The 13435-nt window shown below is 30.2% G+C and carries 15 protein-coding genes; 3 read left to right on the forward strand and 12 right to left on the reverse strand.

Annotated elements, in window-relative coordinates; genetic code table 11:
* Positions 1-19: 19 nt before the first annotated feature.
* From gldG to H574_RS0106920, 5 genes are all read right to left on the reverse strand, one after another.
* Positions 20-1696: a gliding motility-associated ABC transporter substrate-binding protein GldG gene (gene gldG, locus H574_RS0106900; protein WP_036227294.1), complete on the reverse strand. Its 1677-nt coding sequence runs from the start codon at positions 1694-1696 to the stop codon at positions 20-22.
* Positions 1689-2174 carry a hypothetical protein gene (locus tag H574_RS0106905; RefSeq protein WP_027879872.1) on the reverse strand — a complete coding sequence of 162 codons (486 nt, stop codon included), beginning with the start codon at positions 2172-2174 and terminating at the stop codon, positions 1689-1691. Before H574_RS0106905 ends, gldG begins: the two co-directional genes overlap by 8 nt.
* Positions 2171-2890 carry a gliding motility-associated ABC transporter permease subunit GldF gene (gldF, locus tag H574_RS0106910; RefSeq protein ID WP_027879873.1) on the reverse strand — a complete coding sequence of 240 codons (720 nt, stop codon included), beginning with the start codon at positions 2888-2890 and terminating at the stop codon, positions 2171-2173. The genes H574_RS0106905 and gldF overlap by 4 nt, the downstream gene beginning before the upstream one ends.
* Positions 2891-2991: 101 nt before the next feature.
* On the reverse strand, positions 2992-3288 hold the full coding sequence (locus H574_RS0106915) for a putative quinol monooxygenase (protein ID WP_027879874.1): 297 nt from the start codon (positions 3286-3288) through the stop codon (positions 2992-2994).
* Between the two features lie 9 nt (positions 3289-3297).
* Positions 3298-4131 carry an SAM hydrolase/SAM-dependent halogenase family protein gene (locus H574_RS0106920; RefSeq protein ID WP_027879875.1) on the reverse strand — a complete coding sequence of 278 codons (834 nt, stop codon included), beginning with the start codon at positions 4129-4131 and terminating at the stop codon, positions 3298-3300.
* 118 nt (positions 4132-4249) lie between these two features.
* Here H574_RS0106920 and H574_RS0106925 point away from each other — a divergent pair, with 118 nt between their 5' ends.
* Positions 4250-5203: a PhoH family protein gene (locus H574_RS0106925; protein ID WP_027879876.1), complete on the forward strand. Its 954-nt coding sequence runs from the start codon at positions 4250-4252 to the stop codon at positions 5201-5203.
* Between the two features lie 199 nt (positions 5204-5402).
* Complete coding sequence (locus H574_RS0106930; RefSeq protein ID WP_027879877.1) at positions 5403-6353, forward strand: phosphoribosylaminoimidazolesuccinocarboxamide synthase; 951 nt, start codon at positions 5403-5405, stop codon at positions 6351-6353.
* 206 nt (positions 6354-6559) lie between these two features.
* Here the strand turns inward: H574_RS0106930 and H574_RS0106935 are convergent, their stop codons facing one another.
* The 6 genes from H574_RS0106935 to H574_RS0106960 form a co-directional block, all read right to left on the reverse strand.
* Positions 6560-7183 (reverse strand): hypothetical protein, encoded by a 624-nt coding sequence (locus tag H574_RS0106935; RefSeq protein WP_027879878.1) that lies wholly within the window; start codon positions 7181-7183, stop codon positions 6560-6562.
* 136 nt (positions 7184-7319) lie between these two features.
* On the reverse strand, positions 7320-8012 hold the full coding sequence (locus H574_RS14640; protein WP_036227239.1) for a haloacid dehalogenase type II: 693 nt from the start codon (positions 8010-8012) through the stop codon (positions 7320-7322).
* Between the two features lie 27 nt (positions 8013-8039).
* Positions 8040-8459, reverse strand: coding sequence for an META domain-containing protein (locus tag H574_RS14645; RefSeq protein ID WP_027879879.1), 420 nt, complete (start codon positions 8457-8459; stop codon positions 8040-8042).
* A gap of 183 nt (positions 8460-8642) precedes the next feature.
* A complete protein-coding gene (locus tag H574_RS0106950; RefSeq protein ID WP_027879880.1) occupies positions 8643-9194 on the reverse strand; it encodes a carboxymuconolactone decarboxylase family protein in 552 nt (183 codons plus the stop codon).
* Positions 9195-9259: 65 nt separating this feature from the next.
* On the reverse strand, positions 9260-9823 hold the full coding sequence (locus H574_RS0106955; protein ID WP_027879881.1) for a TetR/AcrR family transcriptional regulator: 564 nt from the start codon (positions 9821-9823) through the stop codon (positions 9260-9262).
* 55 nt (positions 9824-9878) lie between these two features.
* The gene (locus H574_RS0106960) at positions 9879-10988 is read right to left on the reverse strand and encodes a heparan-alpha-glucosaminide N-acetyltransferase domain-containing protein (protein WP_081653188.1); all 1110 of its coding nucleotides are present in this window, start codon (positions 10986-10988) and stop codon (positions 9879-9881) included.
* 52 nt (positions 10989-11040) lie between these two features.
* On the opposite strand from H574_RS0106960, the gene H574_RS0106965 reads away from it, so the two are divergent.
* Positions 11041-12408, forward strand: a complete 1368-nt coding sequence (locus H574_RS0106965) for an alanine/glycine:cation symporter family protein (RefSeq protein ID WP_027879883.1) — start codon at positions 11041-11043, stop codon at positions 12406-12408.
* 4 nt (positions 12409-12412) lie between these two features.
* Here H574_RS0106965 and H574_RS0106970 read toward each other — a convergent pair whose 3' ends face one another.
* A complete protein-coding gene (locus tag H574_RS0106970) occupies positions 12413-13330 on the reverse strand; it encodes an AraC family transcriptional regulator (protein ID WP_027879884.1) in 918 nt (305 codons plus the stop codon).
* Positions 13331-13435: the final 105 nt, after the last annotated feature.

Raw genomic sequence — 13435 nt, forward strand, 5'->3', positions numbered from 1 at the left:
GAAACAAACTTATTAACACTTATTTGGCGTATTTTTTCTTGCGGAAGTAGTTAAAACTAAAACCAAAAATACCTAACAACACCAATGGTAATAAGATGTTTAAGAGTTGCCATTTGGTTTTTTCTTCAGTGATTTTTTCTGAATTTAAAAACGCAACAGCAATTTCTTTTGATCGAATGTTTATAAGTCCGTTATCGTCAAGCAGATAATTAGCAGCGTTTACTAAAAATTCTTTATTACCAAAAAACTGATTTAATTTAGAATCGTATCCTAATTCTTTAGGTCCATTTCTATCAATTTCATTTTTAATCACATCACCATCAGAAATTACAATCATTTTAGTTGGCACACTTTCGTTTTTTACATCTTGTAAATCGAAAGGTTTTACACGGTTATTATATACCGAAGTAAATTTACCTTCTAATAATACGGCTAGATTTTGAGAGCCTTTATTAAACGATGCAGGATCTTGTTGATTATTAACTTCATCTAGACTAATCTCACGCGGTGTACCTTCTAATTTTGAAAGTGGTGCGCTTTGTAGTAAAACCGTCTTTTTAACGGTCTTTAAATTGTTTTTTAAGGTGTCTATTGGACTAGCAAAATCAAACTTTATGTAGTTTAAGTTATTTACCACTGGATGCGTACTAATACCTTGTGCTAATGGCGAATACGTCCAAGGGAAACGTTCTGCTCTGGTATTGCTGCCTTCACCAGATAATAATACGATAGGCGCAGAGTACATAGAGCTAACTAATACAGGATTAATCCTAACGCCGTACTTAAAGAAAAAATCGGTTAAATTTAAATCTCTAGCTAAAGCTACATTTTTACCAAAGTCGTTATACAAACTGTCTTTATCCATAGCAACTTGGTCTATTAGCCAAAGACTTTTTCCGCCATTCATAGTATATTGATCCAATACAAATTTTTCTTCTTCTGTAAAGGCTTCGGTTGGTTTTGCAGCAATAATTAAATCGAAATCTTGCAAACTCTTTAATGTTTTTTCTGGATTATTGCTAACGCTATCTAAAGTAAAAGGCGCTATAAAATAGTAATCACGAAGTGTTTTAACATAATCTGCAATGTTTAGATTATCCATTTCGTTATTACCTTTTAAAACTGCTATTTTACGACGTTTAGGATTGACCAATTTACTAATACCATCTGCAAAAGCATATTCTAAATGCTGTACAGAATTGGTAACTAATTGCTGTTGTGTTTCGCCAATTTTATTTTTTACTAACGGAATTTTTACTGTAACCTCATCATAACTAGCTAATGCCCAAGGAAAAATAACTTCTTGACTTTGTTTACCGTTTTCTTGAACATTTAACTGCATTGGTGTTAAACCACGTGCATTAAGTTGTTTGATGGCTTGATCACGTGTGTCTTCGTCTTCGGTAGGATTTATAAACTTAAATGAAATATTGTCGTTGTAAGCTCTAAACTCTTCTAACAATTGTTTGGTTTCACTTTGCAAACGTCTAAATTCTGATGGAAAATCTTCACCTTCTAAAAAGACATCAATTACGATAGGAGTTTCAGCTTTTTTTATAATATCCAAAGTAGCTTCATTTAGCGTATAACGCTGATCTGTAGTTAAATCGAAACGCTTGTAAACCTTAGTACTAACAAAGTTTACAGCAATAACAGCTACAATAACTATGATGATATGTTTAAGTGACTTATTCAAATTTTTTCTCAAGTTGATAGTTTCTTATAGATTGTAAAGTGTCGTTTTTAAATACAAATTCTAAACATTCTTGATCTTTAGTAAACGCACCAGGTTTAAAACCTAAATTATAGTTCCATTTATCTTTAGAGTTTGCTTTAATAGCATCGTCCCAACCGTACCATTCAGCTTTTCCTAATTTAGATTTAATTTCGGCTTTAGTTTCTCCTATAAAAGTAGTATCATTTAAAATATCGCTCATCATCTCAAAGCGTTGTGCAGGATAGTCTTCCCAATCCTCAGCATTAAAATATTTTTCATGATGATAACTACTAAAAATATTTACCATAGGATATAACAAGTAAAAATAGGCAAAAGGTGTAATAACAATAGCTATTAAAAAGCTTAGCCACTTTTTATTTCCGATGGTTTTTACAAATAGCCAAACCAAAACAAAAGTTACAATAAACGATATAACTAAAGGAACTGTAATTATCATGCTTTTTGACGATTTATTATTTGTGTTGTAAAAAAGACAAACAATGCAGTAATACTTAAAAAGTATATGATATCTCTAGTGTCTAAAACACCACGACTCATGCTTTTAAAATGTGCAGACATGCCTAAATTATCTATAAAATTACTTGAAGTAAAATCTGCAATACCTTCAAAACCTATATAAAAGAAAAAGCATAAAAATACTGCAATAATAAAAGCTACAATTTGATTGTCTGAAAGGGTAGAGGCAAACACACCAATAGCAGTATATGCAGCAACTAAAAATAATAATCCAAAATAAGACCCTAAAGTGCTACCAACATCTAAATTACCTTCTGGATTACCTAATTGATAAACTGTATATACATAAAGTAGAGTTGGTATTAGTGCTATGATAATTAATAAAAAGGCACCAAAATATTTACCTAAAACAAGCTGTAATGTGCTAATAGGTTTGGTTAATAATAACTCTAAAGTACCTTGTTTTTTCTCGTCACTAAAGCTACGCATGGTTACTGCAGGAATCAAGAAAATTAATATCCAAGGAGAAAGTAAAAAGAACGAAGATAGGTCTGCAAAACCATTATCTAAGATGTTAAATTCGCCTTTAAACAACCATAAAAACAGTCCGTTAAGTAATAGGAAAATTGCTATAACTAAATAGCCTATTGGTGAGGCAAAAAACGAGTTAATTTCTTTTTTTAGAATGGCTAGCATTTATTGATGTTAAGTGTTTAAAGATTTAATTATACAATACTTTAAGGTGTAAAGTTAAAAGTTTTATTATTAAAACTCTATTTATCAACCAAAGAAAACAGTTAGTGTAATAAAGCAATCTTATCTACACTCCAAGCTTCAGGTTTTGCGTTAAACAAAGGTTTTGTTTTTGCCCAAACACCTTTAAATAATTCAGAATTTCGATAATGTTCTAAATCTTCTTCTGTATTCCAATAACTATACGTAAAAAAGATATTGCTATTGTGTTTATCTTGATATAATTCTAGTAGTTGACAACCTTCAAAAGCTCTGATTTTATGTTTTACTGTTTCAAAATTAGCTTTAAAAACGTCTATATTTTCTTCAGCAAAACTCAATTTTACAATTCTAACAAACATTTTTTGCGATTATTTTTTAAAGTTAATAGTTACAGTATCTCTTAATCCTAGTCCCATTAATGTGCTTGCGCCACCAACAGTATTTGTATTGCTTTTGTAAATTGCAATTTCTAAAAAGTTTGAGCTATTAAAGACAACAAGACCTCGTCCTTCATCGTGACGCTGAGCTTCGGGGATTTCAAAATTTACTATATCACTATATTTGTTATGTATAGTTTTAAATTTATGGCTTCTAGCAGAAATTTCAAAAGCTCTACCTTTTTGTAGTTGTTCAAAAAACGATTTTCTAATATTAGTAACTACATTACCGTAATTGTCTATATAGATTATGCTGCCTATTATCTGTGTTTTTTCGTCATTAACATAAGGCACTAAATTTTTTATTGGTTTAATGCTGTTTATAGCTTTACCAATAACTTCTAGTGTTCCTCCTCGTGCAATATGGCACGCTACTTTTACAAACACATCTAAAACCGGAAAACTAGTTTCTATTTTATCATGTATATTTATTTCAACAATTTTTTTAGGAACAATCACATTTGCAATCATGCTCATAATCCCGTTATTAGCACAAATAAAAAAATGATCATCAAGCTCTACAGCAATATGTTTGTTTTCTGGGTTTAATTCAGAGTCAATTCCTATAACATGAATGGTCCCTTTAGGAAAACTACTGTACGCATTTTGAATAATATAAGCAGCTTCTGAGATGTTAAAAGGCGATACAGAATGAGAGATATCAACAATTCTAACATCTGGTAACTCACTATAAATAGCGCCTTTAATTGCGCCAGCAAAGTGATCTTTCTCTCCAAAATCGGTTGTTAAAGTGATGATAGCCATTAATTTTGTTGATATTTTTTTAATATACAACACGCAAAAATTGCGTAAGTTTGTTTAGTAGCATTTATGCCAACAAAACTAATAAAATTGTACAGATTAATTTAAAATTTAAACGCTTTTGAACGAAATAATTATTGAACTTGAAGAGATTTCTCCAAAAGAATTTTTTGGAACTGGAAACGAACACATTACTACATTAAAAAAATATTTCCCAAAACTTAAAATTGTAGCTAGAGGAAATAAAATTAAAGCTTACGGTGATGAAGATCTACTAGAAGAGTTTGATAGGCGTTTAAATATGTTATTTGAACATTTTGGTAAGTATAATAAGTTAGATGAAAATATTATAGAACGCGTCTTGACTAGCCAAAGTAAAGAAGACTATACAACATCAGAACATAGCGGAGAAACCATAGTACACGGTGCAAATGGTAAAATTATCAAAGCGCAAACAGCTAACCAACGTCGTATGGTAGAGTTAATGCGTAAAAATGATATGGTTTTTGCTATTGGTCCTGCAGGAACAGGTAAAACATATACTGGTGTTGCTTTAGCGGTGCAAGCTTTAAAAAATAAAGAAGTTAAGCGTATCATTTTAACAAGACCAGCGGTAGAAGCAGGAGAAAATCTAGGTTTTTTACCAGGCGATTTAAAAGAGAAATTAGATCCGTATATGCAACCGTTATACGACGCTTTACGCGATATGATTCCTGCAGAAAAATTAGCCAATTATATAGAAACAGGCATAATTCAAATAGCACCACTAGCCTTTATGCGTGGTCGTACATTGGATCATGCATTTGTTATTTTAGACGAAGGTCAAAATACAACACACGCACAAATGAAAATGTTTTTAACCCGTATGGGTAAAAACGCTAAGTTTTTATTAACTGGTGATCCTGGACAAATAGATTTACCACGACGCACAATTTCTGGATTAAAAGAAGCATTATTAATTCTTAAAAATGTAGAAGGCGTTGGTATGGTGTTTTTAGATGATAAAGATGTAATTAGACATAAACTTGTAAAAAAGATTATTGCAGCTTACAAAAATATTGAAAATAGAGAGTAGGCATTTGTTAGCAGTTATTTGTTGGCAGTTTGTGATAATTATTAAAAAGAAATCAAAAAAATAAAATAACTTTGCGCTTTTCTATTGAAATTTCAGTGTTTATCAGTTATAAATAGACGTTTATAATTTGTGACAATTAATGAAATTCGTGTCAAAATAATACAATCCATAAACCCAGAATCGTAATTCGTAAATCAAAATGAGTAACACCATTATAAAATCTAACTTTAATTTTCCTGGTCAAAAAAGTGTATACAAAGGAAAAGTAAGAGAAGTTTACAATATTAACGACGACAAATTAGTCATGATTGCAACAGACAGGCTAAGTGCTTTTGACGTTGTTATGCCAAAAGGTATCCCGTACAAAGGACAAATCTTAAATCAAATTGCGACAAGTATGATGAAAGCAACCGAAGATTTAGTCCCAAATTGGTTAACCGCAACACCAGATCCAAATGTTGCTGTTGGTCATTTATGCGAGCCTTTTAAAGTAGAAATGGTAATACGTGGTTATTTATCGGGTCACGCTGCACGCGAATATAAAGCTGGTAAACGTACACTTTGCGGTGTAGCTATGCCAGAAGGCATGAAGGAGAATGACAAATTCCCTGAGCCTATCATTACACCAGCAACAAAAGCAGAAATGGGTGATCATGACGAAGACATCTCACGAGAAGATATTTTAAAACGAGGTATTGTTAGCGAAGCAGATTACACGATTTTAGAAGATTACACACGCAAATTATTTGCAAGAGGCACTGAAATTGCTGCAAAACGCGGATTAATTTTGGTAGATACTAAATACGAATTTGGAAAAACTAAAGACGGTAAAATAGTCTTGATAGACGAGATACACACGCCAGACTCTTCTCGTTATTTTTATGCCGATGGTTACCAAGAGCGTCAAGATAATAACGAAGCCCAAAAACAACTGTCTAAAGAGTTTGTACGCCAATGGTTAATCGCTAATAATTTTCAAGGGTTAGAAGGACAAACCGTACCAGAAATGAGTGACGATTACATACAAACTGTATCAGACCGTTACATAGAGTTATACGAAAACATAATGGGAGAAACCTTTGTAAAAGCAGACGTCTCTAACATAGAAAGTAGGATAGAAGCTAATGTGTTAGATTATTTAAACGCTTAGGTTTTTAAATAAAATATATAAATAAAAAAAAGCTCACGTTTTGTGAGCTTTTTTGTGGAGTTTCTTTTAACGGTCTAGTGTATGATTTCGTTGCGTGTTTAAGCACTAAAGTTAGCAAATAATCACGGATAAAAAATTCCAGCGGAATTTTCGTAAGTAAGCCTTTACCAGCAATGAATTATACACATTGTTAGCAATAGTTTTTATTAAATTCGCTCTTTATCCTTAATGATTATTATTCCTTTATTTTTAAGATATGGTTCAATCTCTATTTTATTGTCAAAAAGTGAATAACCATTATCTAAATCATAAGTTCCACCAGAGTAGTCAGAAGCGTCTAAAAACCCGATTAGTTTAGTTTGAGTTATTGATTTGGCTTTATTCCAACATTCAATTAAAAAGCTTTTTACCAAACTATAATCATTATCCCAAAAGTCATATATCTCAGCTTCATCATCTTCTGTAAATTCTGTGTAATCAATATTGTTTTTTGCTAATATTTCAACTGCTATTTTTTCAAGTTCTTCGTAAGTATAATCATCAGAATGAAGTTCAGGTCTATTTATAGTTTTGCTATCCGAATAAAAGGCATAGCAAGGTTGAACAAAAATAAAACTCAGTGGACTCCTGGCATAATAGTATAAACTAATTACTTTAATTTCTTTTGTGTCACCTGTAGTCCTATATTCGAATTCACAATTTTGAACTTTAACTAAAAAATCAACTATCTTTTTCTCTCTTGGCTTTAAAATTTTAGATTGGAATTCTAAATCAATTTCATGTTCTAAATTTTCTATTTCTTTTGATGATAAGCTATCATATTCTCTCATTCTAATAAAGTTGGGTCAAATTATTGCTAACGATTGTTAAACGAAGTTAGTAGAAAATTTTAATAAAGTCAAATGAGGCTTCATTTTAATTTTTAGCAATACATAAACCTGCTTTAGTATTAGTAAACTTGTATTATCAAGAGTATTTAGTTAAAACGTTAGCAACTTTTATTAAATCACTTTCATTAATTTCTGTCTCAGGAGCTAAAGGAAATATTTGCTTACCAGGTCTGCTTATAAATGCTGCACGCCAACCAGCCCATAAAGCACCAGCTACGTCCCAACCATGAGCTGCTATTAGCATACTATCTTCAGGTTTAATATTCATCTTTTTAGAAGCCCAATGATAAGTTTTAGTAAAAGGTTTAAACTTACCAACAGATTCAATACTTAACAAATCATCAAAATAATGAGTTAAACCAGCATTTTCAATTTTAATTTTAAGGCTATTGTTATCTGAGTTAGTTAAAGCTACTAACTTAAAACCATCTTCTTTTAATAATGTTAAGCCATCTTCTACATCTTTGTAAGGTGGTAGGTTTTGTAATGCGTTTGTAACAATGTTATTAGCTTTTTCTAAAGATATTTTTATACCATTATTTGCAGCAATCATTTGTAAAGATGCAGCGCCAATTTGTCCAAAGGATTTGTATTGATTACTAGATGAAACTACTAAAGAGTAGTGTAAAAGCGTTGTAAACCATAAAGACAATAAGTGATCCTGATGGTTTAAAACGGTTTTAATTTTTTGTTTTAAAGGACTTAAGTCTAACAAAGTTTCATTAACATCAAAAAATAAAACTTTTGGTTTGTTAGGTTTTACATTCATTTTAATTGGTTTAATCAGCTTAGTAGTCTATTTTTTTAATTTTTTAAATCTAAGAATTGTCACATCGTCTAGCATTAAATTAAGTTTTCCGTTTTCATCAAAACGATATCGATTAACTTTTTCCATCATATTTAAAAAAATCTTTTCTCCTTGACCGCAATACATTAAAGTGCTTGGTCCAGGCTCACTAAAATATATAGCGTTATCTTTAATTGTGTAGTTTGCAGAATACCCATTACAGCTATTGTTGCCTTGTACTTTATGTTTGTCTTTATTAAATGTTATTGTCGGTTTTTTATTTGGATATAAACGTTGAAAAGCGATTTTTGTTCCAGAGATATACTCTAATTCCCAACTAGTTTTATATAATTCTGCATTTTTAGTTGTTGCGCAAGAGGTAATTATTAAAACTATGATAGAGGTTAATATTGTATATGTTTTTTTCATTATTAGTTATTTTATTAATGTGTTATTGATTATAAATTTCAAATTAAATAAAACAACTACTATACCAATTAAAATAACTATTAAAGTTATGTTATAAAAAACATAAAGTGATTTTGTGTTAAAAAAAATAACCCTTCTGAAGTCTTTTCAGAAGGGTTAAAACTATTGCTAAATATCTGATTTTTATTTTTTGGACCATGCAAACTTTTTAAAAGCATCATCTACTGGTGTATTTGCAATATGATTTGTATAGTTGCTTATTGTTTTTTGAGATAAACCTAATATGATATCTAAAACATGTTTTTCTTCATATCCTGCTGCATAAAAAGCATCTAAATCTTCTTGAGATACATTACCACGGTTTCTAACAATTGATAATGTCAATGTACGTAAAGCTTCTAATTTAGAATCTTCTAAAGGTGTTTCGTTTCTTAGAGCTTCTGTAATTTTTTCGTCTACTTTCATCATATTGGCTATACCAGTATGTGCAGGTACACAATAATGGCAAGCATGTTCTACATTAATGGTTTGCCATACTACTGTTAATTCTTCTTCATTAAATGAAGATTCTGAGAATAACTCGTGTAATATTTGATAGGCTTCTAATAGTTTTGGAGAACTAGCTAACACACCATGCAAACCAGGAATCATTCCGTATGCTTTTTGAGATTTTTCTAATAATGGTTTTGATGCTTCTGGTGCACTTTCAATGTTCTGAATTTTTAAAGTTGTCATTTTATTTATTGTTTAAATGTTAATTATTTCTAAACGTTCGTTTAGTTATTGTTTAAAAAAAACTTTTACAAGTTTTTAAAAATCATATCTATATAATCTTCAATTTCTTCTTTAGTATTAACCCTAGATGCAGCTGCTAAACCATGTTTAGCTAACAACAGGTAATTTGTTTGTTTTGTAACTAGTTTTTTAGATTTGTTAGTATCCATTTCTATTTTTTGTCTAAAAATAGATTTTAACTGATCCATAAAGTTTGTCATTTGCTCATTAATACATTTATCTTCTTTGCTAGAAAATTCGTTATATGTATTTGTTACAAAGCAACCTTTAGGTTGGTCGGTTTTAAAATTAGAACTTACAGAATCATAAAAAAATTGTTTAATATCTTCAATACCTTTATTTCCTGTTTTAAGTTTATCAATATTATGTTTTACTTGTTTTTTGTAGTGTTTTAAACATTCTAAAAATAAACCGTGTTTACTTTCAAAACTAGAGTAAATAGAAAATTTATTTATACCCATTGCTTTTTCTAGCATTTGCATAGAAGTAGATTCATAGCCATTCTGCCAAAAAACATTTAAGGCTTTTTCTACAACGTCTTCTTCATTATATGTTTTATTTCTAGGCATAAATTAATTTCTTTTACAAAACTAACCAATTGTTTAGTTATAATAAAATAATTAACTAATCATTAGTCTTTTTTAATAATTTATTAGCAAAAGGTAAAAGGTTAGTATAGATAAACTTATTGGTTTTGGCGTAGTGGAAAGAAATAAAGCAAACAACAACCATAAATAAAATAGCGCCAATAATAGCTTGTGTTGGTGTTAGAGATTTATAAAAAAAATGCTTTAAACCAATACCAGTAAAGCTGCCATAAATAACAATAAAATGAATGACATAAATAGACAAGGTTTTTTGTCCAATTTTAGTGATAACGGCTTGCTTTAAATACCGCTCAAAGGTGTAAAATAGCCCAAAAATAACCAATACATTACCTAATCTAGTAAACAGATAATTATAGTTAGCGCTATCATCAAAAAGTTGTATACCAGTAATTTGAGTTAAAAAGGTTAAAAAAGGTGAAGACCAAAAAAGTAATATAAACCCAACGACTAAAAAACCGGTGATTTTAAATTGTTTGTATCGGTATTTGTGACCAAATTTATGAAACAAAACAGCTATAAAAGCGCCAAAACAAACATAACCAAACCATGGTATCATAGTAAATACAGAACCGTTTTCTTTAGTGATGTAATTGGCTAAAAATTTAGGAATACCTTCAATGTGTAGCGTACGATACAATGGTTCGGTTACAAAAATGATATTACCAATAATTAACATTAAAAGCGCAAAAACAGTTTCGTTTTTTAAGGTAATCAGGTAAAGCCCAATAATTAAAATTAAAGACAGACCAATACATTGTAAGACATCAATAACAATAAAGTACATATTAATTTCGCCTTTAAATAAGCTTAAAAACGAAAACCGTAACGCATACCCAATACCAATCAATAATAAACCTCTATTAAACCCTTTTTTTATACGGTATCTATCTTCATTTTTAGCTTTTGCACGCAACAGCAAAAAAACAAATACTAAACCCGTTATGGTAAAAAAAGTTGGAGCTGTAATACCTCTAAAATATTCCCAAATAGTATATGCTATGTTGGTTTTATCTCTGTAAACTGGGTTTAAAAGCGTATCAATAAAATGACCTTGTAGCATCATCAAAATAGCAAATGCACGTACAGCATCTAAGAAAAAAAGACGGGTTGGTTTCAAAATGGTCATTAGTTATTAGGTTACAAATATATACTATATTTACTTTTTCAAAACAGTTAGTATGTATAAACAGATTAATACTTGGGTAGAAGCGTTTTCTTCTGCAGTATGGGGATTTCCTTTATTAATTCTATTAACAGGTGGCGGATTATACCTTTTAATTCTATCCAGGTTTTTACCTTTTAGATATTTTAAACACGCAATAGATGTACTAAAAGGAAAGTATGATAACGAGTTAGATGAAGGTGATATTACTCATTTTCAAGCCTTAACTACCGCGTTGTCTTCTACTATTGGTATGGGAAATATCGCTGGTGTAGCTGTTGCTATTGCTGTTGGTGGACCAGGAGCTGTGTTTTGGATGTGGATTAGTGCCATTATTGGTATGTCTACAAAATTTTTTACTTCAAGTTTGGCTATCATGTTTAGAGGAAAAGATAGTGAAGGAAAAACACAAGGCGGACCAATGTATTTTATTGTTGAAGGTTTGGGTAAATCTTGGAAACCTTTAGCGGTATTTTTTAGTCTTTGCGGATTAATTGGTGCGTTGCCGGTTTTTAATGTCAATCAATTAACACAAGCTATTAACGATATTGTACTGATACCTAACGGATTTGAGGTTAATTTTACTTCAAATTTAATCATCGGTTTAGTTTTAGTAGTAATTACATCTGTGGTTATTTTAGGTGGTTTAAATAGAATTAGTAAAGTCACTTCAAAATTAGTACCTAGTATGGTCATACTATATTTTGTTTTAGTTTTCTTTATCTTAATTGTTAATATAGAAAGTGTTCCTTATTACTTCAAGCTTATATTTACAGATGCTTTTACAGCAAGTTTTATTAAAGAAGATGCGTTATTTGGAGGTGTTGTTGGTACATTAATTATTTTAGGAATAAGACGAGGCGCATTTAGTAACGAAGCTGGTATTGGTACAGCGCCTTTAGCACATGGTGCTGCTAAAACTAATCAACCTGTTCGTGAAGGTTTAGTAGCTATGATGGGACCTGCAATTGATACGTTAGTTGTATGTACATTAACAGCTCTTGCTATTCTTGTTACTGGTGTTTGGAAAACAACAGACGCAAACGGTGTTAGTTTAACTGCATCAGCTTTTAGTAATGCTATGCCTATTTATGGTAAATATTTGCTTATGGCTTGTATTGCTGTATTTAGTATTTCGTCATTGTTTTCTTATGCGTATTACGGCGGTAAATGTTTATCGTTTTTAATAGGAGCAAAGCATCAACACTACTATAATTATTTTTATATTTTAAGTATAATTATTGGTGCGACAACATCATTAAGCTTAATGATTAATTTAATAGACGGTGTATTTGCATTAATGGCAATACCAACGATGACAGCAACACTATTATTGGCGCCAAAAGTGATGAAAGAAGTAAAGCGTTACGTGAAAACAATATAGTAAATTATTGACTAACAGACTTTTTAAACTGTGCAGGTGTCATCATTTCCATTTTTTTAAACTGCCTATTAAAATAACTAGTATTATTAAATCCAGCTTTAAAGGCAATTTCAGATATTCTTAGGTCTTTAGATGCTTTAATTAGTTTTTTAGAAAATTTTATTTTTTCAGAATTAATATAATCAATAGGTGAGATACCTAAGGTGTTTTTAAACTTTTTATGAAAGTGTGACGTACTCATACAAGCCTTTTTAGCAAGTAAATCTACGGTAATATCTTTATTGGTTAAGTTTTGTTTAATGTAGTTAATTACCATACCAATTCTTGTGTCATTAAACATGTTTTGATCGCTTAATAACAAGGTTTTAGCTTTAGTTTGTAATAGTCTAACAATCAATTCTTGTAGCATTAAATCTAACAATACATCTTTAGAAGTATTATTGTTATTAGTAAAAGTATATACTAAACGGTTAATTAAATGATTAACCTCATTGTTATTGGTTAAGTGATTAGTGTTTTTGTCTAAAGACCAATTATTGTTTTCATTTTCAATACTTACGTGATGATTAAATTTATCAACAACTTCGGTAATTTTTGTACTATCAATACCTAAGGCTAAGCATTGCGTAGGATCATTTTCTTTTGCTAAAGGAAAATCAATCACCATTTCTTTATTTGTAGGCATAACAACAGATTCACCTGGATAAAAATCAAAAGACGGCATGCCTTCAATATGCATTACTTTTTTACCCGTTAGCATGCTAGCTATTATAGGAAAATCAAAAGTCAAAGATACTTGCTCTGCATATTGATGAGTTTCATAAATATTCAACTCTGCAAACTCTGCATTGTAAGTCGTTCTGTTTTCTACAAGCGTAGTTAATTTTCTATGTTTTCTATGCTGACTTAATAAATGACTCATACCCAATGATACAAAAATGTATTTTAAAAAATACTTAATAATAGGATTGTGCAACAATATAATAAATATGTTCAATAATTTGAGAATATAACAAAATAACTTTAC

The sequence above is a fragment of the Mesoflavibacter zeaxanthinifaciens DSM 18436 genome, from assembly GCF_000422365.1.
Lineage (GTDB): Bacteria > Bacteroidota > Bacteroidia > Flavobacteriales > Flavobacteriaceae > Mesoflavibacter > Mesoflavibacter zeaxanthinifaciens.

What these genes read in the sequence shown, in the direction of transcription:
- H574_RS0106905 (WP_027879872.1), bottom strand. Translation starts at nt 2,174, where the DNA reads ATGATAATTACAGTTCCTTTAGTTATATCGTTTATTGTAACTTTTGTT.
- gldF (WP_027879873.1), bottom strand. Translation starts at nt 2,890, where the DNA reads ATGCTAGCCATTCTAAAAAAAGAAATTAACTCGTTTTTTGCCTCACCA.
- H574_RS0106915 (WP_027879874.1), bottom strand. Translation starts at nt 3,288, where the DNA reads ATGTTTGTTAGAATTGTAAAATTGAGTTTTGCTGAAGAAAATATAGAC.
- H574_RS0106920 (WP_027879875.1), bottom strand. Translation starts at nt 4,131, where the DNA reads ATGGCTATCATCACTTTAACAACCGATTTTGGAGAGAAAGATCACTTT.
- H574_RS0106930 (WP_027879877.1), top strand. Translation starts at nt 5,403, where the DNA reads ATGAGTAACACCATTATAAAATCTAACTTTAATTTTCCTGGTCAAAAA.
- H574_RS0106935 (WP_027879878.1), bottom strand. Translation starts at nt 7,183, where the DNA reads ATGAGAGAATATGATAGCTTATCATCAAAAGAAATAGAAAATTTAGAA.
- H574_RS14640 (WP_036227239.1), bottom strand. Translation starts at nt 8,012, where the DNA reads ATGAATGTAAAACCTAACAAACCAAAAGTTTTATTTTTTGATGTTAAT.
- H574_RS14645 (WP_027879879.1), bottom strand. Translation starts at nt 8,459, where the DNA reads ATGAAAAAAACATATACAATATTAACCTCTATCATAGTTTTAATAATT.
- H574_RS0106950 (WP_027879880.1), bottom strand. Translation starts at nt 9,194, where the DNA reads ATGACAACTTTAAAAATTCAGAACATTGAAAGTGCACCAGAAGCATCA.
- H574_RS0106955 (WP_027879881.1), bottom strand. Translation starts at nt 9,823, where the DNA reads ATGCCTAGAAATAAAACATATAATGAAGAAGACGTTGTAGAAAAAGCC.
- H574_RS0106960 (WP_081653188.1), bottom strand. Translation starts at nt 10,988, where the DNA reads ATGACCATTTTGAAACCAACCCGTCTTTTTTTCTTAGATGCTGTACGT.
- H574_RS0106965 (WP_027879883.1), top strand. Translation starts at nt 11,041, where the DNA reads ATGTATAAACAGATTAATACTTGGGTAGAAGCGTTTTCTTCTGCAGTA.
- H574_RS0106970 (WP_027879884.1), bottom strand. Translation starts at nt 13,330, where the DNA reads ATGAGTCATTTATTAAGTCAGCATAGAAAACATAGAAAATTAACTACG.